The 26,996-nt window shown below is 63.1% G+C and carries 18 protein-coding genes; 9 read left to right on the forward strand and 9 right to left on the reverse strand.

The genetic code is table 11. The features are described from left to right. Positions 1–11: 11 nt before the first annotated feature. Together fliP and FKQ52_RS12790 are read left to right on the forward strand one after the other, a co-directional pair. Entirely contained in the window at positions 12–803 is a 792-nt protein-coding gene (gene fliP / locus FKQ52_RS12785; RefSeq protein WP_141628364.1) for a flagellar type III secretion system pore protein FliP, read from the forward strand. A 120-nt stretch (positions 804–923) separates the two neighbouring features. Continuing rightward, positions 924–1,202 carry an HU family DNA-binding protein gene (locus tag FKQ52_RS12790; RefSeq protein WP_141627534.1) on the forward strand — a complete coding sequence of 93 codons (279 nt, stop codon included), beginning with the start codon at positions 924–926 and terminating at the stop codon, positions 1,200–1,202. Between the two features lie 45 nt (positions 1,203–1,247). On the opposite strand, the gene FKQ52_RS12795 is transcribed toward FKQ52_RS12790, so the two are convergent. Continuing rightward, positions 1,248–4,106: a lipopolysaccharide assembly protein LapB gene (locus FKQ52_RS12795; protein ID WP_141627535.1), complete on the reverse strand. Its 2,859-nt coding sequence runs from the start codon at positions 4,104–4,106 to the stop codon at positions 1,248–1,250. Positions 4,107–4,260: 154 nt separating this feature from the next. Here FKQ52_RS12795 and FKQ52_RS12800 point away from each other — a divergent pair, with 154 nt between their 5' ends. After that, on the forward strand, positions 4,261–4,668 hold the full coding sequence (locus FKQ52_RS12800) for a DUF983 domain-containing protein (protein WP_141627536.1): 408 nt from the start codon (positions 4,261–4,263) through the stop codon (positions 4,666–4,668). Between the two features lie 5 nt (positions 4,669–4,673). On the opposite strand, the gene FKQ52_RS12805 is transcribed toward FKQ52_RS12800, so the two are convergent. After that, positions 4,674–6,260, reverse strand: a complete 1,587-nt coding sequence (locus tag FKQ52_RS12805) for a HAMP domain-containing sensor histidine kinase (protein ID WP_141627537.1) — start codon at positions 6,258–6,260, stop codon at positions 4,674–4,676. Next, positions 6,257–6,967 (reverse strand): response regulator, encoded by a 711-nt coding sequence (locus FKQ52_RS12810; protein ID WP_141627538.1) that lies wholly within the window; start codon positions 6,965–6,967, stop codon positions 6,257–6,259. Before FKQ52_RS12810 ends, FKQ52_RS12805 begins: the two co-directional genes overlap by 4 nt. Before the next feature lie 294 nt (positions 6,968–7,261). On the opposite strand from FKQ52_RS12810, the gene FKQ52_RS12815 reads away from it, so the two are divergent. Beyond that, the gene (locus tag FKQ52_RS12815) at positions 7,262–7,816 is read left to right on the forward strand and encodes a hypothetical protein (protein ID WP_168196854.1); all 555 of its coding nucleotides are present in this window, start codon (positions 7,262–7,264) and stop codon (positions 7,814–7,816) included. 65 nt (positions 7,817–7,881) lie between these two features. After that, positions 7,882–12,102, forward strand: coding sequence for an RHS repeat-associated core domain-containing protein (locus tag FKQ52_RS12820; RefSeq protein ID WP_141627540.1), 4,221 nt, complete (start codon positions 7,882–7,884; stop codon positions 12,100–12,102). A gap of 618 nt (positions 12,103–12,720) precedes the next feature. Here FKQ52_RS12820 and FKQ52_RS16480 read toward each other — a convergent pair. Then, positions 12,721–12,885: a hypothetical protein gene (locus FKQ52_RS16480; RefSeq protein ID WP_168196855.1), complete on the reverse strand. Its 165-nt coding sequence runs from the start codon at positions 12,883–12,885 to the stop codon at positions 12,721–12,723. Positions 12,886–13,070: 185 nt separating this feature from the next. On the opposite strand from FKQ52_RS16480, the gene FKQ52_RS12825 reads away from it, so the two are divergent. From FKQ52_RS12825 to FKQ52_RS12835, 3 genes are read left to right on the forward strand one after another with little or no spacing between them, the layout of a single operon-like run. After that, the gene (locus FKQ52_RS12825) at positions 13,071–14,585 is read left to right on the forward strand and encodes a recombinase family protein (protein WP_141627541.1); all 1,515 of its coding nucleotides are present in this window, start codon (positions 13,071–13,073) and stop codon (positions 14,583–14,585) included. After that, positions 14,582–15,460, forward strand: coding sequence for a plasmid partitioning protein RepB C-terminal domain-containing protein (locus FKQ52_RS12830; protein WP_141627542.1), 879 nt, complete (start codon positions 14,582–14,584; stop codon positions 15,458–15,460). Before FKQ52_RS12825 ends, FKQ52_RS12830 begins: the two co-directional genes overlap by 4 nt. 1 nt (position 15,461) lies before the next feature. Continuing rightward, entirely contained in the window at positions 15,462–16,352 is an 891-nt protein-coding gene (locus tag FKQ52_RS12835) for a plasmid partitioning protein RepB C-terminal domain-containing protein (protein ID WP_141627543.1), read from the forward strand. A 500-nt stretch (positions 16,353–16,852) separates the two neighbouring features. Here FKQ52_RS12835 and FKQ52_RS12840 read toward each other — a convergent pair whose 3' ends face one another. Further along, positions 16,853–18,184, reverse strand: coding sequence for a DUF5677 domain-containing protein (locus tag FKQ52_RS12840; protein ID WP_141627544.1), 1,332 nt, complete (start codon positions 18,182–18,184; stop codon positions 16,853–16,855). A gap of 198 nt (positions 18,185–18,382) precedes the next feature. Here FKQ52_RS12840 and FKQ52_RS12845 point away from each other — a divergent pair, with 198 nt between their 5' ends. Beyond that, positions 18,383–20,515: a P-loop NTPase fold protein gene (locus FKQ52_RS12845; RefSeq protein WP_168196856.1), complete on the forward strand. Its 2,133-nt coding sequence runs from the start codon at positions 18,383–18,385 to the stop codon at positions 20,513–20,515. A 499-nt stretch (positions 20,516–21,014) separates the two neighbouring features. Here FKQ52_RS12845 and FKQ52_RS12850 read toward each other — a convergent pair whose 3' ends face one another. The 4 genes from FKQ52_RS12850 to FKQ52_RS12865 are packed head-to-tail and all read right to left on the reverse strand — an operon-like array spanning position 21,015 to position 26,803. Further along, positions 21,015–22,898: a helix-turn-helix domain-containing protein gene (locus FKQ52_RS12850; RefSeq protein ID WP_141627546.1), complete on the reverse strand. Its 1,884-nt coding sequence runs from the start codon at positions 22,896–22,898 to the stop codon at positions 21,015–21,017. Next, complete coding sequence (locus FKQ52_RS12855) at positions 22,891–23,817, reverse strand: ATP-binding protein (protein ID WP_141627547.1); 927 nt, start codon at positions 23,815–23,817, stop codon at positions 22,891–22,893. Before FKQ52_RS12855 ends, FKQ52_RS12850 begins: the two co-directional genes overlap by 8 nt. Then, positions 23,814–25,982, reverse strand: a complete 2,169-nt coding sequence (locus FKQ52_RS12860) for a DDE-type integrase/transposase/recombinase (RefSeq protein ID WP_141627548.1) — start codon at positions 25,980–25,982, stop codon at positions 23,814–23,816. Before FKQ52_RS12860 ends, FKQ52_RS12855 begins: the two co-directional genes overlap by 4 nt. Next, positions 25,979–26,803, reverse strand: coding sequence for a TnsA endonuclease N-terminal domain-containing protein (locus tag FKQ52_RS12865; RefSeq protein WP_141627549.1), 825 nt, complete (start codon positions 26,801–26,803; stop codon positions 25,979–25,981). The genes FKQ52_RS12860 and FKQ52_RS12865 overlap by 4 nt, the downstream gene beginning before the upstream one ends. Between the last annotated feature and the right edge of the window lie 193 nt (positions 26,804–26,996).

Raw genomic sequence — 26,996 nt, forward strand, 5'->3', positions numbered from 1 at the left:
GCGTGTTCGGCATGCCGACGCGCGCCGAGCTGAAGCGTGCGGCCCTGCTGTCGCTGCTGACCACCCTGCTCTGCCTGTGCTGGCCGCTGGCCGCGCTGGCGCAGGAGGTCGCTTCTGGTGGAGCGGCGATCAATGTCGATCTGGGCACCGGCGCGGGCCTGACCGAGCGGGTCGTCCAGTTGGTCGGTCTGATGACCGTGCTGTCGCTGGCGCCGTCCATCGTGATCATGACGACCAGCTTCGTGCGGATCGTGGTCGTGCTGTCCCTGCTGCGGACGGCGCTGGGCATGCAGCAGTCGCCGCCCAACGCGGTTCTGGTGTCCCTGGCCCTGTTTCTGAGCGCCATCGTCATGGCTCCGACGTGGCAGGACGCCTATGATTCGGGCATCCGCCCCCTGCTGGACCAGCAGATGGAGCTGCCTCAGGCCTTCGATGCGGCATCAGAACCTGTGAAGACTTTCATGCTGTCGCAGGTCGATCAGGACGACCTCGCCCTGTTCACCCGGCTGTCCAACATCGAGGCCCCGCAGCAGGCGGTGGACCTGCCCCTGCGCGTGGTCACGCCGGCCTTCATGATCAGCGAGCTGAAGCGGGCCTTTGAAATCGGATTTCTCCTTTTCGTTCCGTTCCTTGTGATCGATCTGGTGGTCGCCAGCGTGCTGATGTCCATGGGCATGATGATGCTTCCGCCGGTGGTGATTTCCCTGCCGTTCAAGCTGATCTTTTTCGTGCTCGTGGACGGCTGGAGACTGGTCGCCGGGAGCCTCGTGGAGAGCTTCCAGCGCGCGTCCGGCGGAGGGTAAATCCCCAGCCTGCGGGGCTTAGAGCGGCAATGCCGCTTGCCATGCGGATAAAAAGCGGCGTTGATCCGTCCGTCATCGCCCCTGAATCGCGGGGCGAACTTAATCGGGAAACGACCCACAATGACTACTCAAGCCGAACTCATCGCCGCCGTCGCCAAGGACGCGGGCGTCAGCCAAGCCGACGCCGGCCGCGTCCTGACCGCGATCGTCGAGAACATCCAGAAGTCGCTGGTCGCCGGCGGCGACGTGCGCATCTCGAACCTCGGCGTGTTCGACACCGCCGCCCGCGCTGCCCGTGAAGGCCGCAACCCGGCCACCGGCGGCACGATCCAGATCGCCGCTTCGAAGGCTGTGCGCTTCCGCGTGTCGAAGCCGCTCAAGGATGCGGTGAACAAGTAAGCGGATTACGACGGCGCGCCTTCGGGCGCGCCGTCATCGCTGAAATCAGGGACGGGCGGGGGTTGCTGGGCGATTCCCGCCCGTTCTCTGTCTGAGGTCCGCCTTCATCTCGGACACCCAACCGGCGAAAGTGTCCGCCGAGGCGCTGAGCGTGGCGAAGTCGCCGGCCGAGACAGTCCCCTCCATACCGCCCATGCCGTCCAGCGCGATCGACAGTGCCACCTTCGAGCGGGCTCCGGCCACGAACGGACGATAGTTGCGCGACAGCCGGCCCAGCCCCGCCGCATCACGCGCCAGCGAATAGCCGACGCCGGCGCGGATCAGCCGGGCTTCCTCATCTAGGGTCAGGGGCGCGGGGTTGCTGTAGCGGTCGGCGAGCGCCCCTTCATACAGGCTCGCGGCGCCGCCCCAGTTTTCCTGCTTCCAGAAAATCTCGGCCTTCACCGCCTTGGCCTCTGGCGAGGCATCGGTTCCCAGCACTTCCAGCGCGTGATCATAACGGCCCAGGCTCATCAGCGCCCGCGCCTCCAACGCCCGACGCTCGCTGTTCAAGGCCGTCGGCAGCAGGGTCGTGCGGGAACTCCAGATCGCCTGCAGCGCCTTCTCCGGCTGGCGATCCATCAGATAGATGGTGGCCAGATCGGTCGCGACCTGGGCCTTCGCGACACCTTCCAGACGCTCATCCACCTGATGCTTCAGAAGCTCGGCGGCCTGATCCAGCAAATCGACATCGACCAGACGCCGCGACAGGCGGCGCACCATCTCGTCGCCGTCGGCGCCGACCGGGGTCAGCTCACGGAAGTCATAGAACAGACCCAGCGCCTGCACGGGCTGCAACCCATCGGCGCCGCCTTCCAGGAACAGCATGCGGAAGGCATTGGACAGGTCCATCGACAGGTCCGCCGCGCCGGGGAGGCGCTGCATCTGACCGTTGACGCCCTTCAGCGCGGTCAGGGCCTCACGATACAGGCCCTGCGACAGGTACAGCTTGCCCAACTCGCGGATGACGGCCAGTTCGGTCGCGTCGCCCCGCCAGCGCCAACGCAACGCCTCAAGTTCCTTGGCCGCGACGTCCGGCTTCATCGTGCCGCGTTCCAGCGACAGACGGATCAGCCCCAGCTTGGCGGGGACTGCGACCTTGTCGAGCCGCGCGCGGCTGACGGCCTGATAGACGGCCAGCGCCCGGTCGCCCATGCCGTCCTGCTCAAATAGCCGAGCCTGCACATTGCGGGCGACCAGTTGATCCGCAGCCGGTGCGTTCTGGCTGAACACATAGGCCAGCAGGGCGCGCGCCGCCTCGGGGTCGCCGGTCTCCAGCGCCGCCTCGGCGTGGGCCGCGCCGAAACGGGCGCGCCAGATCGGCGGGAAGTCATCCACCGCTCCGGCCCCGGCCGAGAAGGCCTGACGCGCGGCCACCCAGTCGCCCTGTTTGGCCGCGATGTAACCGCGCCAGACAGCCGAGGCCGGATCGCCCGCGACGGCGGCGGAAGCGAAATCGCCCTGCGCCTCTTCCAGACGGCCGATAGAGGCCCGGGCCGCGCCGCGCAGACCGCGCAGTTCCGGCTCGCCCTGCATGTTCGGCGTCTGGGCGACGATGGCGTTCAGCACGCCGATGGCCTCGAACGACAGGCCCGAGCCGACCAAAAACCGGGCCAGCGCCATCCGCGCCTCGATGGGCGCGCGCGGATCATCGCCCGCGGCGGCGGTCTCGAGGGCCGCGGCGTCCTGAAGCTCGCGATAGCGGGCGGAGAAGCCCGCATGGCCGGTGTTTTCCCAGCCCTCGACGATCTGGCCGGGGTACTGGCCCTTGCGCGGCGCGCCCGGCTCGGTGCTGGCCTCTTCCAGCCCCTCGGACGGCGCCGACAGGGTCAGGCCGCCGGGACGGCTCAGGGTGACCAGATCCCCGTCCGCCTTGACCGACAGGTCAGACACCATCGTCTCGACCGCCAGACCATGCGCGGTCGGCAACAGGGTCATGTCGATGGTCTGACGGCTGTCGGCGTAACCCTTGCCCGGCGCGCGGGCGGTGACGGCGGCGAAGCGGTCGCCCGCCATAGGGTCGGTCAGCCAGATGGCCCGGGTCGCCCCGGCCATGCGGGCGACCAGCGTCGGCTCACCGGTGTCATCGCGATCGACAGTAACGCCCCCTGCCGACCAGGCGGGCCCGCCGACGGTCACGCTCCAGGTCGCGCCGTTGGAGACGGCCGAGACCCGCAGGCCACGCGGCGCGGCGATCCGGACGGCGACGTGATCGGGCGCGGCGGTCCAGTGGGCCCCGGTCGCCGGTCCCAGATCCTTGGCGCCGTCCATGTTGAGGCGGCCCGGCGCGTCGAACACCACCCAGACCGCATCGCCCCGCCGGAAGATCGCGGCGGGAACCGGCTGATCCCACTTGAAGTCCAGCGTCACCTTGTCGGGGCCGACGTGCGAGACCACCGGCACCGTGACCGCCTGCGCGGGCGCCAACGGGGTCGAGGGCGCTTCGGGCGCCGTAGGATACAGGTTGACGAAGACCGCGCCGTCCGACGACCCGGTGCGGATGTCCGCGCCCTCGGCCAGCGTCAGAACCAGTTCGGTGCCGCCGCGCACCGCGCGGGTCTCGACCTTCTCCACACCGCGCGGAGGATCGACCCGGAGACGCGATACATCCGGCGCGGCGGTCGAGCCGATGCGGACAATGACGGCGCTCCCCTCACGCCGGACCTGCGAGCGGGCGCCGATGACGCCGGCGAACTCCACGCGCGTGAAGGTGTCGTTGGCTCCGATCCGGATGGTGATCGGGTCGAGTGCGCCGCCGCCTTCCTGGGCGTAAAGGGGCGCCAGCGGGGCGAGCGCGACCGTACCGGCCGCGGCGACGGCCACGGTCGACTTCAGGATGCGCTTGGTGGTGCGGGCCGCGGACATACGCGCGCACACTCGCGCGACTGCCCTTTAAGCAGGGTTAACGGATGGTGACTCCCGAGCCGCTGTTCGGCCCGTTCCCCGCGACAAACAGCCCCGGTTGCGCTACCGACCGCAGAGGCCGACATCGTCAGCCAGCAAGAGCATTGGACCCGCCATGAGCGACCCCGAGTATCCGCGTCTCAGCACCCTGAAAACCGGCCTGCGTTGCCGCTGCCCCCGTTGCGGCGAAGGCCCGCTGCTGCGCGGCTTCCTCAAGATTCGCGACAACTGCCCGAAATGCGGCCTGGACTACAGCTTCGCCGACCCGGCGGACGGCCCGGCCTTCTTCGGGATGAGCGTTGTCGGCGTGATCGGCATGGCCCTGTTCATGTGGTTCGAGTTCACCGTCCACCCGCCGGTCTGGGTGCATTTCGCGGTCACCATGCCCCTGCTGACACTCGGCTGTCTCGCCGTCCTGCGCCCGCTGAAGGGTTGGCTGGTGTCCGAGCAGTTCATCCACAAGGCCGCTCCGCCCGAATGGGAGAGCATCGGCGGGCACGGCGAAGGATCTCGCTGGAAGTAACCGCTTCAGCGTCCAGCCGCCGGTAATCCGATCTCGAACACAGCGCCACCCTCCGAGGGCACGAGGTCCAGCGTCGCCTGATTGGCGGCCAGAAGGGCGCGGGCGATGGACAAGCCCAGCCCGGCTCCGCCCTCGCTGCGGCGGGTGGTGAAGAAGGGCTCGAAGATGCGCTGACGATCCGCCGGCGTCACCCCCGGTCCGTCGTCCGTGATCGACAGGATCACCGTCTCCCCGGCGACTCGCGCCGCGATCCGCACTGACGTCGCCCCGGCCTGACGGCTGTTCTCGAGCATCGTCGCCACGACCACTTCCAGCGTCGCCTCGGGCGCGGCGACGGGCGGCAGATCGTCGGGCAGATCCAGTTCGACCTTCAGCTCCGGCGAGGCGGCGTCAACGGCCTTCAGCAGCGGCGGTTTGAGCGCCACCGACAACCCCGCCTCGGGCCGCGCCATGTCCGCCCGCGCGAGGTCCATCAAGCGCGTGACGAGCGCCGACAACCTGCGTCCGTCGCCGGCGATGTTGTCGAGGAACCGACGTCGCTCCTCAGGCGACATGTCCTCATGGTCCTGCAGCAGTTCGACCGCGCCGTTGATCCCGGCCAGCGGCGTCTTGAACTCGTGGCTCACCGCGGCGGCGAAGTCGCGCAGATAGCGGGAGCGGCGCTCGATGGCCTCGGCCATAAAGCCGAAATCCTCGTACAGGGTGCGGATTTCGATGGCCGCGGTGGCGGGCGGCGGCGGGACCTCCCCGCCCCCGGCGGCGACCTCGCGCGTGACCCGGCTGAGCCGCTCGATGGGCTTGGCGATGCCGCGCGAGACCAGCACCGCCAGGAAGGCGATGAAACCCAGCACCCCCACAATGCCCAGGGCGATCTTGATGCGGTCCTGATAGATGCCCCGGAACAGGGCGCGTGGTGAGCGGGAGACAAGGATCACTCCCTCCACCTGCCCGTTCACCACCACGGGGCGGGCGTGGTGGATGCGCAGGGCCGAGGCCCGGCTGAGCCACTCCATCGAATAGCGCGGCTGGTAGCCGGCGTTGCGCCTGAGCACGGTCGCCGGACGCCCCGCCAGAGCGGATCGAACCTCCGGGATCGCCTTCCAGCTTCCGCCCTGACCAAAACCGCGCACCGCCGTCCCGTCGCGGTCCAGCAGGATGATCGAGGCCAGGGTCGTTCGGCTGGTTTCTTCCATGATCGGGTCCAGCCGTTCGCCGACGGCGACCGCATCGGTTCGTGGCGGACTGGCCGGGCTCGCTCGGGGGCGGGGTGGCAGAACCGGGGTGGAGCCCAGGTCGATGGTCGCGCCCTCCGGTCGATACCAGTCGGGCGCCCGTCGCTGGGCCTCGGTCGGCGTGGTCAGCCGGGACCCGGGCCACAGAGCCTCCGCCGTCGCCGAAAGGACTGCCGTCTGGGCGACGAGCTCCGCCTCGGTCTGACGCACAAGCGTGTTCTCATAGACCCGCAGGAAGATGCCCGCGAACCCCGGCAACAGGGCCGCGAACAGCAGCACCGCCAGCAGGATCGTTCTCAGTCGCAGGGCGGGCCAGTGCCGCCGCACGAACAGGCGGAAACGGCCCGGTTCGCCGCTCACGCCGCCGCGCCGACGCAGGGCCCCAACTGGTACCCCAGCCCGGCCCGGGTCTCGATCACATCGCCGCCGCCGACCGCCGCGAACTTGCCGCGCAGATTGCGGACATGGCTGTCGATGGTCCGGTCGGTCATGGCGAAGCCGGGGCCGTGCACCCGGTCGATGATGGCGTCACGGGTGAAGACCATGCGCGGCTGGGCGGCCAGCACCCGCACGATGGCGAACTCGGTCACCGTCAGCGGCACCTCCGCGCCCGCCCAGGCGGCGCGCCAACCCTCGGCGTCGAGCGACAGCTTGCCGTGGACCACCGCGCCCGAGGGCAGGGGCGCGGGCGTCCGCGCCGTCCGCCGCAGGATCGCCGCGACGCGCGCCACCACCTCACGCGGGCTGAAGGGCTTGGTCACATAGTCGTCGGCGCCCAGTTCGATGCCCAGAATACGGTCGAACTCGTCATCCCGGGATGAGAGGAACAGCACGGGCGTATCGCCCTTCGCCCGCATCCGGCGACAGGTCTCGATCCCGTCCATGCGCGGCATGTTGATGTCCAGCACGACCAGATCGGACGGATGCGCTTCCAGATCGGTCAGGGCCGCCTCCCCGTCCCCCGCCTCACGCGTGGCCAATCCTGCCTTGCGCAGGGCGAAGGTCAGAAGATCGCGGATGTGGGGGTCGTCATCGACCACCAGAACGGTGCGCTGCATGATCGCCATGTTCAGACTCCGGGAGCAGAGGTCAACGGGGTGAGGGATCTTCTCAGGCGTCAAGGTCCAGCCTTCCGGGAGGCCTCAAGAAGCGTCGGCCGACACGGCGTGCAAATCCGGTGCAGATGCGAGCATCGCCATGCCCGGGCCCGCATCATTCCCCCCTCGGAAAGATATCGCGCTCCACCCGTCGCGATTGAGGATCAGAATATTTTCCTACCATACGACCAAATTTGACGCACCCGTCCTGTAGGATTGTTTTCCTGTCGATGCAGATCGACAGGCATATCCACGGAGGGAATTTTGAAAACACCAATCCCCATTCTCGTCGGGCTGGGCGCGCTCCTGCTCGCGGGATCAGCAGAGGCCCAGACGGCCCAGACATACCGCTATGACGCCCACGGGCGGCTGACCGCGGCGACCACCGCGCGTCCGTCGTCGGGCGCATTCGCCAGCTATACGCTGGACGATGCCAACAACCGAACAGCGCGCAGCAACGTCGCCCCACCCTCGCCCTCGGTCTCCTGGCGGCTGGCCAGTGGCGAAACGCTGGTCGTCGGTCGTCAACTAACGTCCCAGGACGGCCGCTTCACGCTGAAGGTCGAACCGTCGGGTCAGGTGGTTCTGCGCTTCGGTGCGACGGTCCTGTGGTCCGCCGGAACGGCCAACGGCCAGTCCATGTACTTCCGGCTCCAGACCTCGGGCGCGGCGGCCCTGTTCGACGTCCCGCAGAACGTCCTGTGGGCCACGCCCGCCGCCGGCCCCGACGCCACCCTCACCCTGCAAGACAATGGAAACCTGGTGCTGAAGAACAGCGGCGGGTCGGTCGTCTGGCAATCCAACACCTGCTGCCACTGAGAGGCGCGACACACATGAAAACCAGACACAAAACATGGCTGCTCGCAGCCACATCGGCGCTCGCCTTGGCCACAGCCGGGGTCGCCGAAGCCCAGACTTTGCCGCCCGAGCGCTACACCCTCGACGCCAGAGGTGTCGATCTGATCCGGAAGGAATGGACCCCGACCGGCGCCAACCTGTCTGTGGGTGGAACGACAGGCCTTTCCTATGGGTGGGTGCTGCTGGGAAATCAGTGGTGGGACTCCGCGATCAGCGGGATGAATAACTCCGGCACGCAGGCGACGGTGACCGCGGACGGCGTGACCGAGATTTTCGACACCACCGTCACTGGATGGGCTCCTCGCGAGAAGCTTGGCTCCACGTTGACCCGGGTCGGCACAACCAACGTCTATCTCTATCAACGGGGTGGGACGGTCTGGCGCTTTGAGACACTCGGCTTCGTCGCGATTCCGCCAGGTCCCTTCGAATACTTCGCCAGCAGCAGGGAAGAACCGAACGGCCTGAAGACTGACTTCACCTATGTCGTGGACTCCTACTTCGATCCGGAAGAAGGGATCGAAACAAGGGTCGGCCGCCTGCAATCCTACCAGAACAATGCGGGCTATCAGATCCACTACGAGTACAAAACTGACACCCTGACCCCTGAAAGCGCGGGTGAATGGCTGTCCGTTCAGAAGGTGATGGGCCTGAACCTCGCGGTCGATTTCTGTGACAAGGCCGCCTTCACCTGCACCGGCCTGACCCGGACCTGGCCCAGCGTCACCTTCTCGGCCGAAAATCCTGGACCGACCATCCAGGACCTTATCTTCACTGACCAGTCCGGCATCGAGACCCGTTACAGGACCAGAGGGACTGAAGATGGCGGCATCCGGGAGTTGCTCGTCGGCTCCAACCCCGTGCCCGTCGTCTCGGTCCTTCATCAATGGTCCGGCGAGGTCCGCAGCATCACCGATGCGTCCGGAACCTGGGACTACACGTTCTTTGACCGCACCGCGGTTCGACTGGAGACAACTATTGAAGGCCCATCGGGGCAGAAGTTGTTCGTCGTCTCCGACCCGTCGATCGGTCTGGTCACCTCGGCGACCGAAAGCACCTCGGCCAGCCCGGCGACAAGCCGGACCTGGAGCTGGACCTATGACGACGGCTATCGCGTCGAAACGGCCACCGGCCCGGAAGGTGAGACCGCCGAGTATGAGTACGATGATCGCGGCAACATCACCCAGGCCACCCTGTCGCCCAAGACCGGCGGGACCGAAGCCGACATCGTCACCAGCGCGGTCTATCCGGCGTCCTGCGCCAACCCCGTGACCTGCAACCTGCCGACCTCGACCACCGATGCGGCGGGCCGGGTCACCGACTATGCGTGGGACAGCACCCACGGCGGGATCACCAGCGTGACCCTGCCGGCGCCGTCCACCGGCGCGGCGCGGCCCCAGACCCGCTACGCCTATGCGGCGCAGACGGCGCAGTTCAAGAACAGCTCCGGCGTCATCGTCGCGGCCCCGACCGCGATCACCCTGCCGGTCGAGGTCTCGGCCTGCGTCACCGGCGCCAGTTGTGACGCCACGGCGAACGAGGTGCTGACCACCCTGAACTACGGCGTCACCACGGGCGTGGCGAACAATCTGAACGTCGCCTCCGTCAGCCGGGGTTCGGGTGTTGATCCGGCCATGTCGGTGACGGCCTATGGCTGGACCCCGGACGGCGATGTCGCCACCGTCGACGGCCCGCTCAGCGGCGCCGCCGATACGACGCAGTATCGCTACGACACCTCGCGACGGGTTGTCGGCATGGTCGGCCCCGATCCGGACGGCGCCGGACCGGCCCTGCACCGGGCGCAACGGGTCACCTACAATGATCGCGGCCAGCCCACCCTGACCGAGGCCGGCACGACCGCCGGCTACAGCGATCCGAACTGGGCCGCCTTCGCACCCCTGCTCCAGTCCAGCACCACCTACGACGACTTCGGCCGTCCGGTGGAAGCCCGACAGTTGTCGGGCGCGGGCATCGCCTCAGGCGTCCAGCAGGTGACCTATGACGACTCGGGCCGGGTCTCATGCGTGGCGACGCGCATGAACCCCGCGACCTTCGCAGCCCTGCCGGCCTCGGCCTGCACCGCGGCGACCGAGGGAGAGTTCGGTCCTGATCGTATCGTGCAGACGACCTATGACATCGCGAACCGCCCGGTCTCGAGCACCTCGGCCTATGGAGCTTCGAACCCCGTCACCGAAAGCGTGACCTACGGCGTGAATGGTCAGGCCAGCACCCTGACCGACGGCGAGGGAAACGTCTCGGCCATGGAGTACGACGGCTATAACCGTCCGCTGCGGCTGCGCTATCCCAACGCCACCGGCGGCGGGACCTCTACCACTGACTATGAGCAGATCACCTACGACGCCTACGGACGAATCTCGGGCGTCCGCAACCGCTCAGGAGACACCACTTACTTCGGCTATGACAACCTGAACCGGACCATCGCCATCAACGCGCCCGGCAGCACGCCGGACATCAGCTCGGCCTATGACAACCTGGGCCGGATGACCGTGACCGGCAACGGCACGATCACCGTGGTCACCGGCTGGGACGCCCTGTCCCGTCCGGTCAGCGAGGCCTCCAGCGTCATCGGCGCCATGGAATACCAGTATGACGCCGCGGGCAACCTGACCCGGATCGAGTGGCCCGACGATTTCGGCGCCAACTACACCTACGATCTGTACGGCGGCGTCACGGCCATCTCGCAGCAACCGGCAGGCGGCAGCGCCACCCAGGTCGCGGCCTATGGCTGGAACAACCTGGGCCAGCCGGTCAGCACCAGCCGCGCCGGTGGGGCGGGCGCCTCAACCACCCGCTCCTATGACGCCTGGGGTCGGCTCAGCGGCCTGTCCCATGACGCCACGGGCACGACCAACGATGTGGCTCTGGGCTTCAGCTACAACCCCGCTGGCCAGATCATCGGCCGCACGGTGTCGAATGAGGCCTATGTCTACAGCGCCTCGCCGACCGGCTCGACCACCTATGCGGTGGACGGGCTGAACCAGCTGGACAGCATCAACAGCGTCGCGGTCACCCACGACAGCCGGGGCAATGTCACCGGCGCTCTGGGGAATGCCTACGGCTATGACGACCTGAACCGCCTGACCTCGGCCAATGCGGGCGCGGGCGCGACCAGCTTCACCTTCGACCCGATGAACCGTCTGGCGACCTCGACCGTCGGCGGCGCCTCGATCCGCCGTCAGTATGTCGGCGATCAGCTGGTGGCCGAATACAATCCGGCCACGGGCGGAATGCTCAAACGCTACATCCCCGGCCTCGGCCTTGACGATGTGGCGGTCGCCTATGACGGTTCGGGAACCTCGACCCGCAACTGGCAACTGGCCGATGAGCGCGGCTCGGTGATCGCCCTGTCCGGCTCGACCGGCGCGGTATCGAACATCAATACCTACGACGAGTACGGCGTCCCCGGTTCGAGCAACACTGGTCGCTTCCAGTACACCGGCCAGCAATGGTTGCCGGAGACGGGCGCTTACCACTACCGGGCGCGAGCCTACCTGCCGCAGGTTGGCCGTTTCCTGCAGACGGATCCGGTTGGGTATTCGGCAGGGACGAACCTTTACGGATACGTAGGAGCCGATCCTATCAATTGGGTGGACCCGTCCGGTTTGCAGGAGGTCACCACTTTACCAGGCACTGAAGTCACTGCACGTTGCCCCATCCTGACACGTTGGAACGAACTGCTTCATACTTGTACTTCGGTTATCACCAGCCCACCTCAATCATGGGAGTTCAAAATTGGAGAGGTTTCGACCTTTTATGTAGGTTCGGGTGGAGGCACATCTGGCAGTGGACCGGAACATGAAGAGTGCAGAGGCTCAAAACGGGATCACGGCATAGGACGATATGAACAATATCCAGACGGATATTATGGAGTAGGAGCTGGTTTAAGCGTAGTTGGCATCGGAGGTTTTGCCGCCAACGTCATCGATTGGTACAGAGTCGAAAATAACGTAAGAACTGAGTCATTCACCACCTGGACGTTCCAAGGTCTGACGGGGGTCGAGCTTTCAGCGGGAGTTCAATTTTTTTATCAGACAACAGAGCCTGTCGGAAACGGTATCGTACTTGGCGGGTCCGCATTCTTTGTTGGAGGAGAGTATCAATGGGCGCAAGGCGGCTCTGGCTCACCATCAGGCTCTGCGGGTGCCACCATAGGCTTTAGATATGGCGGGCACTGGGGCGGAAGCGTGACCAAGCAAATGGGCTGCAGAACAACTTTGTCAGGCGGTTGAAGATGATTTTAATTACAGGATTTGGATTATTTGGTTCTGGCATCGCGACTTTGATTTTCATAGCGATGGTGGATTCTGAGCTAGTGAAATCGGGAGCACCGAAATCACACCGCCTGATGTCAACTAATGGCGCAGAAGTATTCCTAAGGGTCGCACTCTACAATGGAGACCTCATAAAATACGGAAATGCGCACAAGTACATGATTTGGTCTCGAATTTCGACCATCATATTCTTATGCTTCGCGGTTATTTTTGCCTTCAGCTTTACTAAGTAAGGAAGCTTAGCAAGCGAACCGCACATCTGCTAGCGTATCCGGACCACTTAAGACCGGCTCAGACAAATCCCGCGCCTGCTGGATTTGTTAAATCTGACCAGTTGGGCCGACCACTTAAGAGCGGCTCGTTCTGGCGTGAAACCACTTAAGACCGGCTCACTGCAGGCGGGGAGCGTCGGCTTCCCGCCTGTTCAGTGCAACTCCGGCACCTCGCGCTCCTGCTCAATGAGCGTGAGGAGTTCCCGGATTTGCCTTTCTACCGCATCCAGTTTGAGCGTTCGAAGATGCGTCTGACGTCCTGCCGCTGAAAGCATGGCGTCGAGCACAGCATCCGAGTGTCGCATTAGCTCAACAGGTTCTCGCCACTTGGTCCGTTTCGAGCCTCGAACCAGTTCTTCACCGCCCGCTCGTTGGCGTTGGTGATGCGGCTCACGATCTTGCGCGACGATAACGTCGAACCCCATTCGTGATGCAGGGCGTCGGCGATGAGCTTGGGGAAGGCGTCCATCATACACCTCACGCGCCGGAAACTATTTTCCGGTTTTGGACCGAAGTTTTCAGGCCAACTTCGGAAAAGACTTTCACCGACGCCCTACTTACGCGGGTTGCCTGACCGCATCATGACTGTGCGGATAGTTGGCGTGACATATGGAACGAGGACGCGTTCAGCACGACGGCGAAAAGAAGCGTGTCATGCGCGCTGCGCAGTACGTGCGCATGTCAACCGAGCACCAGAAATACTCGACCGAGAACCAGGCCGAAGCGATCGCCGCCTATGCCGCCCGCCGCGGCTTCGAGATTGTCAGGACCTACGAGGACGCCGGCAAAAGCGGCCTGCGGTTGGATGGCAGGGCGGGACTTCAAAAGCTGATCGCGGACGTGAAGGATGGAGCGGCCGACTTCGAGGCCATCCTCGTCTACGATATCAGCCGCTGGGGCCGCTTCCAGGACTCGGACGAGAGCGCCTACTACGAGTTCATCCGCCGCGAGGCCGGCATTGCGGTCCACTACTGCGCGGAGCAGTTCGAAAACGACGGGAGCCTGAGCGCGACCGTCATCAAGAGCATGAAGCGCGCGATGGCTGGCGAGTACAGCCGTGAGCTTTCCGCCAAGGTCTTCGCTGGCCAGTGCCGCCTGATCACCCTCGGATACCGTCAAGGCGGACCTGCCGGGTATGGCCTGCGTCGCCAGTTGGTGGACGAGCACGGCGTGCCGAAGGCAATCCTCTCTCGCGGGGAGCACAAGAGTTTCCAGACAGACCGCGTCGTCCTGACACCGGGCCCTCCCGAAGAGGTAGAAGTAGTCCGGCGCCTCTATCGCCTCTTCGTGCTCCAGCAGCGATCGGAGACCGAGATTGCGGCGCAGCTGAATGCCGAAGGCTTGGTGACTGATCGCGGGCAGCCGTGGACGCGGGCGACGGTCCATCAGGTGCTCACCAACGAGAAGTACATCGGCAATAACGTCTTCAACCGCTCATCATTCAAACTGAAGACCAAGCGGGTGACCAACACCCCGGATATGTGGGTTCGCAGGAACGGCGCCTTTCCCGGGATCGTCGAGGCCGACTTCTTCGAAGCCGCCCAGCGGATCATTCGGGCGAGGTCCGCTCGCTTCACCGACGATGAGCTGCTCGCCAAACTGGCCCAAGTCCTCCAGAGCAAAGGCGCGCTGTCCGGAGTGATCATCGACGAGTTCGAGGACATGCCTTCGAGCTCGGTCTACCGGCATCGGTTCGGCAGCCTGCTGCAAGCCTACCAGTTGATCGGTTACTCCCCCGATCGGGACTACCGCTACATCGAGGCGAACCGGGCGATCCGGGCGATGCACCCGGACATCATGGCAGCCGTTCTGGCAGGCTTCAGCGACATCGACGATGTCGTGGTGTCGGAAGAGGACGGGCTCGTCACCATCAACGACGAGTTCACCGCGTCGATCGTGATCGCTCGCTGTCAAGAAACGCCAGCGGGCGGACTGAGGTGGAAGATCCGGCTCGACCAGGGCTTGCGTCCGGACATCACGATCGCAGTGCGCATGCAGCCCGGAAACGCCGACATCCGGGACTACTATCTCCTGCCGTGGCTCGAGTATGGCGTAGACCCCAGCCTCCGCCTGGCTCCTGAAAACGGCGTCCTACTCGACACCTTCCGGTTCGGCACCCTCGACGCGTTCTACGACCTCGCCCGACGCACGGAGCTCGCCGCAGCATGACCGACGTTCCTGAAATCAGAATGATCCCGGTAAACTCGATCACCGTCCTTAACCCTCGAGCCCGGAACAAGCGGGTGTTCCAGGAGCTGGTCACCAGCATCGAGCGGCTGGGTTTGAAGAAGCCCATCACGGTCAGCCAACGGCCCGGACGCGCCCGTTATGATCTGGCCTGCGGGCAAGGACGCCTGGAGGCGTTCATCGCCTTGGGGCAGGAGAACATACCGGCTGTCGTGATCGACGCGTCTGAGGACGAATGTTTCGTCATGAGCCTCGTTGAGAACCTGGCTCGTCGGCAGCACACGCCCCTTGAACTCGTGCGCGCGATCGGCGCGCTTCGTGAGCGGGGCTATACGATCCCCGAGGTCGCGGCGAAGGTCGACTTCAGCCACGAGTACGTCAGCGCCATCTGCTACCTGCTCGAGAACGGCGAAGAGAAGCTCATCTCGGCAGTCGAACGCGGCGTTATCCCCCACACCATCGCCATGGAGATCGCTCGGGCGAAGGACGGCGATGTTCAGCAGGCGCTCGCTCAGGCCTACGAGGAGAAGTCGATCCCCGGCAATCAGGTGCTGGCGATCCGCAAGATTATTGAGCAGCGGAACAGCAGCGGTAAAGGCATCCACCACGCCCGGCATTGGGCGGGCCGTGTGCAAAGGCCTGCCACGCCGGACAATCTCATACGGTCTCTCCAGCGCGAGACGGAACGCCAAAGGTCATTCGTCAGGCGCGCCTCCATAACCCAGTCGCGCCTCCGGTTCGTCGTAAACGCCTTCCGGCACCTTCTGGCCGATGATCGCTTCACCCTACTGATGAAGGCTGAGGGCATTCACAACCTGCCGACGGCGCTGGCCGCACGCATAGGGCCGGAGACCTGAAATGGACCGGGTAAAGGTCGCCTTCGAACCGACGATCCGGCTTCTCGCGCTGGATCAAATTTTGCCTTCGAAAATGCTTTCGGCGGCTGTGATCGAGTCCGCCAAGTACAAGCGCATCGCTGCCTCGTTGGCTGAGGTCGGCCTAGTCGAACCGTTGGTGATCGGGCCGATGAAGGTGGGCGACGCCTATCCGCTCCTGGACGGCCATGTGCGGCTAAGCATCCTGAAGGAGCAGGGCGTAGAGAATGCACGCTGTCTGGTGTCTTCAGACGACGAAGGCTTCACCTACAACAAGCGGGTCAATCGGCTGGCCACGATCCAGGAGCACTACATGATCGTCCGCGCCATCGAGCGCGGAGTGTCCGAGGACAAGCTGGCCAAGGCTCTCAACGCGGACATCGCCGCGATCCGGCGTAGGCGTCACCTGCTCAATGGCATCAACGACGACGTCGCTGAACTCCTGAAAGACAAGCCGGTCGGCATCCATGCCTTCCAGAAGCTACGCCAGATGAAGCCGATCCGGCAGTTGGAGGTCGCGGAGCTGATGGTGTCCGCGAACAACTACAGCGCCAGCTATGCCCGGGCGCTGCTCATGACCACAAAGCCCGCTGATCTGGTGAAGCCGGAGTCCAAGGTGAAAGCCGGTCTGAATGGCGAGCAGATCGAGAAGCTCGAACGAGAGCTAGCCGCAGTTTCCCACGATTACCGCGAGCTGGAGACATCCTTTGGCGACGACACCCTCGTGCTGGTCATCGCCGCAGGCTTTCTGGAGCGCATCCTTGGCCGGCCTGCCATCGAGGCCTATCTGACGGATGCTCACCCCGAGATGCTGCAAACTTTCAGGTCTGTCGTGGCTGCGGCTTCGCTCGACCAGACAGCTCAAGCGGCCTGACGACGTGCGTTCGGGGACCGGGACCCGATAAGCGCCGGGACCGTCGGAGAAGCCGTCGTGTGGGGCGGATCAAGGACGGTGGCGGGGATGACGGCGATCCCGTTCGGAGCCCGCCAGGCTGGCCGACATCTGGTCCGCCGAAGCCGAGGGCCGGAGATCGAGCGCGCGGATCGCTCTCTCCGGCTAGCGGCCAGGGCTGAAACGCGCCAGCAGCTGACGTTGGCAGGGTGTCGAGCACCTGACATTCGGTCGGCCAGCCTGAGCCGCCTTCCGACTCCGACTAGGACATCGCGCCGGCAATCTGTTCGAGCTTCCGCGCGAAAGGTGCGAGAAGCTGTAACAGTACGTAGGTTTGCGCCCGATCAGGCGAAGCGCCGAGGGCGTGACCAGCTTCATTGCGCGAGCTTCGGATGACGGACTGAATAAAGCCGAGCTTCACATCAAGATCCTCGGATGCAGCTCCCAGATCCTTTCGATGAGGTGCTAGCAAAGCTTGAAACTTACGTTGGCTCGCTTCCATCTACTGAATTGGTCGACACGTCTCCAGAACGTTGACGGCGCATTCGACGCAACGCGGCAGACGCAGCCTTTGCGAGGCGTTCGTTTTGGTATCCGCGCTCATCGTCGCCGAGCTTCTTCGCCGCCTCGGCCAAAGCCGGTCCAACTCGGTCGCGCATGAGCAGGAGTGTTTTGACCTCAGCGAGACGGTCAAGATTCTTGCTGACATCCCCGATGTACTGGCTGGTTAGCAACAGAAGGGTTTGGGCGGTACGCTCGCCGGGCTCGGTCAACCCTGCATTGCTTCGGCCAGACAAGAGGACTTCCCGTTCCCCAATCGAGCTTAGATTGAAAAATAGGCTCCGAGCGGTTGCGTGCACATTGAACGATGCCAGCTTGTAGAACCCGCTGAAGGCGCTCTGATCTACCGCTTCCTGGAGATCCTTGAACGTGGGCTTTTTCAGCCGGAGCTTCTTGGCGGCCCAGCCATACGGGTAGGCGAAGGTGGGCCCAAATCTGGCTATGGCGTCATCGTAGCGACGATCGATTTTTGCCCGCTCACGCTTCGCAATCGGCTTGAAGCCCGCAGGCACTTGGAACGTGTCGTACTCATCCGCCTGTCGCTTCACCTCGATGGCGTCGTGCAGAATGTACCGCTCTGACAGTTCCTCATCGCCCTCAGAAATCATCAGCGCGACGACCGACAGCTCATGTAACGTTCGCCACCTTGCCATCGCACCCTCCGCAAAGCCGTTCTCCAGCAGGCAGATGATTTCGTCGGCGATCTGGCATCCACGGGTGTGCAGTCTCACCATCACCCAACGACGGAAATGGTGCCGTCGTGATCGCGACTTGTTGTGCCTGGCCATCGCCTCCCTGCCCATTTCCCGACAGCAGGTGAGCAGCATCCGGAGATAGTCCAGACCTTCGCCCCAACGTTCCTCAAGCCGCTCCTTAAACCCGTCAGTCTCGGCTTTCTGGCGGGCATTTTCATGGGGCCACTTCGACCGAAGATCGTTGAACACGCTGCGGCTGAAGTCCTCGATCCCCGCATTGAAAATCTCGGGAACCTTGCCAAGGATTTGGTCGATCTCGGCATCCAATTCAGCTTCATCCTCGTCGGTGAGATCGAGCTTGGATTCCCATTCATCGTCCCCACTGTCCCAGACGAAGCCACCGTCTTTTCCAGACAAGAGATGCTTGGCGTAGGCATCGATTGTCTCAGGAGGCATCGCGATGCCTGCCTCGGTTAGTTTGCGCTCCAATAAGGCACGCAATAGCTCGTGCTGCACGTCCGATACCGCGTCTTGGATAGCGTCATCTATGAATGCCATGAGCCTACCCTAGCCCTTAGCAGGGCGTCCGAAAGAAGAACTCGCAGCTTATCCTCAGGACGCTCAGCCCGCGCAGATGGCGGTTGCGAGCTTCACCATAAGTTGTATGCCGGATTGGGATCGATCTTTCGATGGGAAGTGATGATGAGCGTTTCTAACGACAGCCCAATAGGCTCCCCGAGTGAGGATCGCTTTGGCTTGGATCCGTTCGCTCGGGCTGTTGCACAAAGCCTGACGACGATGAGCGCCCCGGAGGGAGTCGTTGTTGCGATCAGCGGCCCTTGGGGGGCAGGCAAAAGCAGCGCCGTCAATCTAGTCAGGCATCACCTCCAACGTTCGGTTGACGACGGCTCGCTTGTGATTGTGCCGTTTAACCCGTGGTGGTTTCCCGGCTCCGATGCGCTGACGCTATCGTTCTTCCAAGAGCTAAGCGCCGCCATCGGCCCGTCACTTCCATCCAAGCTGCGCAACTCCTTGGCCGCGCTTGGTCAAGGCGTGTCCGCTGTCGGTGCATTTGCTGGCGCTATCGCCAGCTTGGGCTCACCAGGGATCGGCGATCTGTTTTCAAAGGGAGCTGCGCTCATTGGGCGAGCCTCAAAACAGGAACGCACGATCGACGAGGAGCATCGCCAGATAGCCAAGGCCTTGAGAGAGCAAAGCAAGCGTTTCGTCGTCGTTATCGATGATATCGACAGGCTCAGCCCCGACGACGCGCTCACTATCTTTCGCTTAGTCAAATCCGTCGGACGGCTACCGAACGTGATCTATCTCTTGGCGTTTGATCGTCAGATTGCGGAGCGGATCGTTGCCGAGCGGTTCCCCTCCGAAGGCCCCAGCTATCTGGAAAAGATCATTCAGCGCTTTTTCCCGCTGCCACCGCCTGTGCAGATGACGCTCAACCAACTGGTCGTCGAGTCGGCTGTGAAAGTGATGGGCGATGTCCCTGAGCGGCAAGTAGTGCGTTTCTGGAACGTCTTCCACGATGTCATCGCGCCAATTATCCGGACGCCACGCGATGTGGTGCGACTGGTCAATCACATTGCGACAGGCTGGCCTGCCGTCGAGGGCAATGTCGATAGGGCGGACTTCCTGGCAATCAGTGCGCTCGAGCTTGCAGAGCCGGAAATCTACGCGCGAATTCGTGCAAATCCTGATCGGCTTTGCGGTGTTCGCCAGCAGAACGACGGAGGCCGCCAAGGCGACATCGGGCACGAGTATGATGAACTGCTCGGCTTGGCGGATCGGCCGGAACGTGACCGCCGTCGCCTCCGTATCGCCCTTCGCCGTCTGTTTCCCCGCCTCGATGCCGTCTGGAGCAACACTTGGCACGCCGGTGATGAGTGGCGTCGCGACCGTCAGATTGCATCCCTGGAACATTTCCGCAGCTACGTTTCGTTCGCGGTCTCTGATGACGTTGCATCCGCGCAAACGATTCAGGGAATCGTTGAGCATGCTGCTGACGGTGACTTCATCCGGAATGAGCTGGTTCGCGCGACAGCCGAAGAGCAGCGTGGTGGCGGTACGCAGGCAGCGCTCATCCTTAATGAACTGCGCTATGCCGCTCAGGACATCGCTGAAGGTGACGTTGCCCCATTCGTAGCGACCCTATTTGAGATCGCGGACACCCTTGATGTCGATGCCGACCGGCAACGAGGGTTTGCCGGTATGGGAAACAACCAACTTCGCATCTACTGGCTGCTCAATAGGCTGGTGCAAGACAGATTTGACCAACCCGCTCGCGAGGAAATCTACCGGGCGGCGATGGAGAATGCGTCGCTAGACTGGGCCTTGGATTTCGCTGAGAGCTGTCTGGCTGAGCACACCCCGCGGGAGGGCCGGCGAGTCAGCGACAATCCTCGTGTCAGCGAGGCGGTGGCGAGAGAGCTGCGAGATATCGCTCTTCGTAAACTTCGAACGGCGGCGGAGACGGCTGCCTTCTCAACCAGCCCCAAGCTGATCTCGATCCTGTTTGCTTGGTGGAGATTGAACGGCAATGACGCCGCGGAAATACGCACGTGGACGGATGAGCAGCTTGGCTCCGATGCTTTCGTCATCGCCTTGGCAGCCGACCTTCCCTCCGAATCTTGGTCATTTGGTGCGGGTTGGGATGGGATGGGGGATCGAGTCCAGCGTCGAACGCTGCGGGTCAATCTCCAACCTTTAGCGGATATCTTGGATACAGCGCGTTTAGAGGCTCGTGTCGCCGACTTGCTTGAGGGAGACACGCTAGACGAACAGGCACGAGAGAGGCTCGTCCTCTACCGCGACACGCCCAGAGGGCGTCACGATATTGGGCCTGGCAGAGCCGACGAGGAAGACGATGAGGATTGAGAGGGAAAGTCTGTCATTGTCATCAGGCGCTTTGACCTACCCCCCAACAGGCCTTGCAGCGGATGCAAGTAAAGTCCGCTCTGAGTCAGAGGTGCAATCGACTTCTAGGAATGCCGCTTAGGCGCAAAGCGTCCTCCTCAGCCTTCCTCCCTACGCCCGATCACGAACGTCTTCGGTCTATCCATTTCCAGCCGCCACCGTTTGGTGGCGGCCTGAGAGTGGAGACGCTCCAGCACCACGGCATGCCAGATCCTATCGCACCCTGTCGGCGGGTCTGATCCCCGTCGCATATTGCAGGCGAAGTGCTTCAGCAGGCCGTTTATCAGCCCGTGCCCACCGCCACGGTACTTGGGCACGATGTGGTCGTAGGTGGGATAATCGGGTCGATCCCTCGGCAGACCTCGCTTCAGTCCCATGGGCTTACCGCACCCCGCACAACGACCGCCCTGAGCCCAGTGAAGGATTTGACGCTGTCGTACCCGGCGTTTGCGTTCGTTATTCATGCCGGCGCCATCCAAGGCTCGATGAGAGCTCGTTCGTAGAAGCCTTGCCCCAAGCTCCCTCCGACACTGAAGGCCTGTAGTTCCGGCCAGAGCTTAGCGGGCGGCTTTCCGATACGAGCGGCGATCTCTCGCGTCGTGATCATCCTTCGCCCCACAGCCTCGACCTCATGCCTGGCGTATTGTGCGACCTCGCCCTTGGCGCTCAGCGACTGGAGATATTTCCGCTGTCGAAGCCAGCACACGTCTTGGGCCGTGCAGTTCAGGTACTCCTCGACTTCGGACGAGGCCATGTCGAGCCGCTCCCACTGCCCCAGATCGCCAGCCTGAAACTCGAACGGATGACCGGCATCGACCCCGCCCATGACCAAGTGCCGCGCCGTTACAGGATGAAGGGTCAGATCGGTGATCTTGCTGCCAGGCACACCTCGCAGTCCGCCCGGCAGTTCGCCATCGAGGGCAGCCCGCAATAGGCGTGCCCAAGGCTTCGGTCGCCCTCCGACCCCGCGCATGACCTCCCAGATCGGCACGCTCCCTTCACAAGGATCAACTTCGGACGCGACCGCTAGGCCCTCCAAAAGCGCCTCAGCACTTTCCCGTTCGATATGAAGCCCCTGATAAACCAGCTTCGCCGCCGCACTGGTCGTTTCGGCAAGTAGGCCGAGCCCGAGAAGTTGTTCGACGGCAGATCGGCTCAGGCCCGTGAGGGCCTGAAACTCCCTCAGCGACATTTGCGCCATCAGCTCGCCTCGGAGCCTATCCACGCTCACCCTGCGGAGCGAACTGTGCAACCGGTACTCGCCGCCTAGCTTGCTATCTTCATGAAGCAGGCCCGCATCGATGAGTGACCTAACCTTGCGCCGCTCCAGGCGAAGTATAGCCGCCGCCTCCGTCACGCTTACCCATTCGGTTTCCCACACCGGATCGACCTTGCTCTTCCCAGGCCAACCGTACTGCAGGACGCGGATCAAGTCGGACCTGACTGCGGGGCGCTGTGAAAGCCGAAGCTGCGTTTCCATCCGCGCGCGAAAAGCCGAAATGACGCCATCGGTCTGCTGATGCAAATCCCAGTGCGACCGAGGATGATCCAGGAGGTAACGACAGGCCCTCGCGACGTCGGGAAGCTCCAGATTTACCCGTCCATGTATCGAGAGATCGCGAGCTACGCGAAGCGGACGAGCGATACCCAGCACGAGCTCATAGGCGTCGGTCGGCGTTTCAGCGCCGAACATCGGCGGCAAAGCCTTCATCGACCGCTCCTGCTCAGCATCATCGCCGAACAGGCCCACTAACCAGCTGAGCGCCGGCCGAAACGCTCTCGGCACTGTGAGCCGCTTTTGCTCAGACACCGGCGTCCTGCAGTGACCGCAAACGTGCAGGGAGGTCGCGCTCATCCAGGTCAGCAAATTGCAGGTCGGGCGAGGGCAGCGGTCGATCAACATCTCCCAGCTGGCCGGGCAGAACCCCAAGTCGCGCACCATCCAGATGGCCTTGTCCGGCGCGCCCGGGACATGGCTTGGCGGTACGCGGCGCCGACCACTCTCGACCTGATCCGGAGTAAGCCAGACTCCGCCTAGCCGACGGCGACCGCCCCGCTCACTTTCGACGCCCCACAACCCGTTCCAAGCGTCCTCCGGAACGCCGAAGCTGTCGTATAGGCGCCCGGCCACTCGGCTCAGCTTATCGATACAGTTTCCGGCGAGAGCGACATCAACGCCCGCGACGCTGAGCAAGGGACGGATGTTGGACAGGAAGTTGGGCTCTACGTTCCGAAGAAGATACCCAGGCAAGGTCTCCCCTGGCGCGGGCATGACGGGGAAGAGAAGCCTCCCCCCCGTCACCGATCCCGTCGCCGCAGGCAACATGATCGATCCCTCAGCCATGTGTCGCCCCAATCAATGGATTGGCTTTGACGAAGGACTGGGGCACTGCCCAGTGATCGATAGCCCACGAGATGTCCGAACGTTCGAGACACTGCGCATCGCGCCGAAGCGCCGCTTCCAGTGCGACCTGCAGGAGCCGGGAAACCCTGCCAACAACGCCGTCAGATACTTCGAACAACGCCGGGAGAAGGCCCGCGCTTTCGAAATTCGATAAGTTCGGCAGAATCTCCTGGTCGACGATGACGTGATCCAGCCGGTCCACGAAACGGGCGAACAAATCACGATCACCAGCTCGCTTGCTATTCAAGGGCGGCAGGTCGCAAGGTGGGAGCAGACGACCGTTAAGCTGAAGATTGCGCTCAAACAGCACCTTGGCCTTCGGTGTCCCCAAAAATGCAATCGGGACCACTCCACTGTCCAGCAGCACCTTCAGGGCGTCCGTGACGTCGTTCTTGGGACTGTCACGGTAGTTGAGGTGCTGAACCTCATCGACGATCAGGAGCTCGACACCGAAGCGCTTGAAATACTCCAGCACGCGCAGCTTGAGGGTGAGTTCATTGCCGTGATGTGAGTAGGGATCGCCTAGCGCATTCAGAATGGACGTCATCAGTTTTTTGGAGGTCGAGTTCCTCTCAAGCTCGATTTTGATGACGGGTATGAAGGTCTCGGTTCTAGGGCGCTGACTTTCGACGAACGCGATGTAAGCCAACGCAGCCGTGCTTTTGCCCGAGCCGGTGGGAGCGAGAACACGGAGCCCCATCTGGGGCTCTCCCCTGCACCGTCGTCCCAAGCGCTGGAGGTAGTCCAAGCGTTCATGGAAGTGCACGTGGGGAGGATAGGGTATGAACGCACGCTTGAAGCGGGCCAGCTTCTCGGCGATTGCCTCGTTCAGATCGAGCGGGTTTCGGAAAGTGCTCATTGGAGCCCCTCCCAATCACCCTGCTGGCTGTCGGCGCGCATCCATTGCACCGCAGGTTCGGACGAGAGCTGAGGGGACGCAGCAGCCTTGGCGGCAGTCTTTCGCCGCCCTCTTGGCGGTCGCGTCGGTTTGACGTGATCGTCGGAACGTTCGGGGGCCAGCGGCACAGTAGGGATGATCGGAGCCATCCCATCATGACGCGTTTCGGCGTACTCGATCCTCAGATGCTCCGATATCACCTCGTGAACCTTAGGCGAGTTGAGAAGCCGAGCCTCATTTCGCTTGATCCGTTTGTGGGTTGCCGCCGACGTCAGCCCCCTGATCTTCTCGTAGAGGGCACATCGCAACTCGCGCTCGTGGGCTTTCGTGATGTCCTGTTCTTCCCGCACCCAGCGCCCGACAACGCCGGCCTGCCACTCGCTTACGCCTTCGACTTCAGGGGCGGTGCAGGGCAGCGTTTGGAAAACGCCCCTTTTGGGATTCCAGACGTGGATGGACCCGATGTTGGCGGGATTGTACTTCACCTTCACCAGACAGGTGGCCGATCCCTTTCTGCGGCCGCGTTTCGGCTGACCGGGGGCGAGGTCTTCGAGCAAGGCCTGGGTGATCGCCTCATCGTGGTAGGTGTGGTTGAAGATCTCGATGCCGGCGCGATCCAGCACCCGCTCAGTTTCCTTTCCGATCATTTTGTCGAGCTGACTGTCATCGCCGATGACCTGAATGCCGCCGGCTTCACGGACCCCGCGGTTCCAAGCCTTGATCGGAGCTTCACCCAGAGTGCTGTGCAGGCTCTGATGGTAGACCCCGATGGTGAAGTCGAGCAGCTCGGTCAGTTCGTCCAAGGTCATCACCGCGTCAGCCTGCGGGTTCAGGCCCCAAGCTCTGAGCTTGTCGATCGGGAAACGGCCACCCGGAAGCCGCTTGCAGAGCAGCTCATTCAGCATCGCGAAAAATCGTTCGACGATAGCCTTATGCTGAGGCGAGGCTATCGGGGCCCATCGGACGCTCGTTCCAACATCGGTCATGCTCGACTGGAATCCGCACCCGGCAAGCTCCATCCCGTTATCGACGATGATCTCATCGAACTTGCCGTGGATATCGACCAAGTCCGGCGCATTCTCGTGAAGCTCGGCCATCCAGAGCTTCGGCCGATTTGCTCGCTTGATGCACTCTGAGACTGAGTAGATCGATGGAGGTTCCCAGCTAAGCACCCAGCCAACGATGCATCTTGAGTGGACGTCGATCAGCACGGTGAGCCATGCGCACCCGATGTAGCGCAACCCATTGGCATCCATGACCAGATGCACGTCGAGTTCCGTGTGGTCCATGGCTCCCAGCAAGAGCGGTCGCCTAGCGACCAAGCCTTGGCCAACAGCTTTGAAGCGCTTTCTGGCTTCCGCTACACCCCACTTTGTGGCGACCGTGTCGTAGCACTCCAGTGAGTTGACGAGGCGCCGGAATGTCTCGAACACCGGAACCTGAAAGCCCACTCCGCCGCGTGACAGCAGGTACCGGTTCAAGCCATCCAGATAGACTTTCAGTTCATCGAAGCTCTGCCTCATCGATCGTTTGTGGTCGCTCCAGTAGGCAGTCGCCTCCTCTGCCATCCGCCGACGGACAGAGGGAGCTAGCCGCTTCGAACGCTGGCAACGCCCGCTCATGGACATCATGGCACGAAGCGGCCTTTCCCCCGTCTGCCCGCGGGCCTTCAGCCAAGAGCGTACCGTTGACGGGCTAGGAGGCTTCTTCCCTGCGAGGTACCTGGGCTTCGCTTCCCATATGGCGGCGAGCTCACGACGGATCGCTTCATCGCTTTTGGAGAAGCCGTTTTTTCTATCCAGTGAGTCCAGAACAATCTGCCTGACGAGCGCTTCCGGATCTCGAGCCATGATCGCGTCGTAGTCGTCCTCACGTTCCATCGCCTGCCGTTGCGCCGATCGGCTGGGCATCGGAGAAAGGCGACGAATCCGTCCAGCGGCGAACTCCTCCCGGAACCAGGTCCAGGTCGGTGTGACGTGTTCACCCGTGTCGAGCTCGACTTGATAGGGGGCTGAAGTGCGCTCCGACATGAAGGACAGGAAACCGCTTCCCATTTCCCGCTCGAAGATGTGCCGCTCACCGGCGATTTCCCAAACATCGCCCTTGGTCAGTTGAATGTTGATCATTGCAGAAGCTCCGCTTGGTCGGCGACCAGCGCGACCTTCGTTTGAGACGAAAGAGGTTTGGAGAGATCGAAACGGACGATGCGTTTGACGACCATGGCCTTCAGCTTGGCTGCAGCTAGCGCCCGCCCTTGAGCGCCAGAAGATGGAATTAGGGTGCCCAAGACACCCGCCAGCTCGCCAAGAGCCAACGCATCGCTGCCCAGCGTTGAGGCGACCCAGTACACGTCGCCCTTGCTAAATTTCGTGAACCGCCAAGACTGGATATCAATGATGTCGTCGAAGGCCTGTGACGCTCGTAGCGCCTTCTGAAGCACTACGCGGAAACGCCAGCCGACCCGCTCGCAGATCAGCTTTACGGCCTGCAGTTTGGCCGCATAGTCTGGATCGCGGAGGCCATGCGCATCATGCTTGACCTCGACAATCTCGATCGAACCGTCGCTCAGCAGGCGCACGCAATCGACAATGTAGACCCGCTTCTGGCCACCTACGACGAACTCAAAGCGGAATGGTTGCGCGCGGTAATCCACGACATCCGTGTCGACTTCGCTCTGCATAAAGAGGGCGCGCTCCCCCATGCTCTCGTAGGGCAGACCGCGGCCGGCTTTGCGGCTTGCATACGATCCTGTGGTGACACGCCGCCGACCGGTGATGATGGACCGTATCGGCGAGCCGTCCTTGGTTGCAACGAGGGTCGCTGTCGCTGACAGGCCCTCCCATGAAAGCGCACAGACACTCTCGTGGGCGTAGCTCTCGATGGCATGGTCGAGCGCTGTCGAACTCTGCCGCTGATGCGCGACAGAGTGAGGATGGATGGGCTCCATCTGAAACTCCTGATGTTTTGTGGGATGCGATCAAGTCGAGCGCCATCGATGCCCGTTTCTTAAGAAACGCGCTTGACCAGGCAACCGATTGGAAGGATGATCTTCAAGTCGGGTCGAAACGACAGGACGATCAGTCCCCAACCGGGCCTAGGGCATCCGCTCTGGGCTCGAGTTGTTTCCGGGCTAAGCCACG

Source organism: Brevundimonas sp. M20 (genome assembly GCF_006547065.1).
Lineage (GTDB): Bacteria > Pseudomonadota > Alphaproteobacteria > Caulobacterales > Caulobacteraceae > Brevundimonas.

What these genes read in the sequence shown, in the direction of transcription:
- fliP (WP_141628364.1), top strand. Translation starts at nt 12, where the DNA reads ATGCCGACGCGCGCCGAGCTGAAGCGTGCGGCCCTGCTGTCGCTGCTG.
- FKQ52_RS12835 (WP_141627543.1), top strand. Translation starts at nt 15,462, where the DNA reads ATGGACCGGGTAAAGGTCGCCTTCGAACCGACGATCCGGCTTCTCGCG.
- FKQ52_RS12850 (WP_141627546.1), bottom strand. Translation starts at nt 22,898, where the DNA reads ATGGCTGAGGGATCGATCATGTTGCCTGCGGCGACGGGATCGGTGACG.
- FKQ52_RS12825 (WP_141627541.1), top strand. Translation starts at nt 13,071, where the DNA reads ATGCGCGCTGCGCAGTACGTGCGCATGTCAACCGAGCACCAGAAATAC.
- FKQ52_RS12795 (WP_141627535.1), bottom strand. Translation starts at nt 4,106, where the DNA reads ATGTCCGCGGCCCGCACCACCAAGCGCATCCTGAAGTCGACCGTGGCC.
- FKQ52_RS12865 (WP_141627549.1), bottom strand. Translation starts at nt 26,803, where the DNA reads ATGGAGCCCATCCATCCTCACTCTGTCGCGCATCAGCGGCAGAGTTCG.
- FKQ52_RS12855 (WP_141627547.1), bottom strand. Translation starts at nt 23,817, where the DNA reads ATGAGCACTTTCCGAAACCCGCTCGATCTGAACGAGGCAATCGCCGAG.
- FKQ52_RS16480 (WP_168196855.1), bottom strand. Translation starts at nt 12,885, where the DNA reads ATGGACGCCTTCCCCAAGCTCATCGCCGACGCCCTGCATCACGAATGG.
- FKQ52_RS12830 (WP_141627542.1), top strand. Translation starts at nt 14,582, where the DNA reads ATGACCGACGTTCCTGAAATCAGAATGATCCCGGTAAACTCGATCACC.
- FKQ52_RS12810 (WP_141627538.1), bottom strand. Translation starts at nt 6,967, where the DNA reads ATGGCGATCATGCAGCGCACCGTTCTGGTGGTCGATGACGACCCCCAC.
- FKQ52_RS12840 (WP_141627544.1), bottom strand. Translation starts at nt 18,184, where the DNA reads ATGGCATTCATAGATGACGCTATCCAAGACGCGGTATCGGACGTGCAG.
- FKQ52_RS12860 (WP_141627548.1), bottom strand. Translation starts at nt 25,982, where the DNA reads ATGATCAACATTCAACTGACCAAGGGCGATGTTTGGGAAATCGCCGGT.
- FKQ52_RS12790 (WP_141627534.1), top strand. Translation starts at nt 924, where the DNA reads ATGACTACTCAAGCCGAACTCATCGCCGCCGTCGCCAAGGACGCGGGC.
- FKQ52_RS12800 (WP_141627536.1), top strand. Translation starts at nt 4,261, where the DNA reads ATGAGCGACCCCGAGTATCCGCGTCTCAGCACCCTGAAAACCGGCCTG.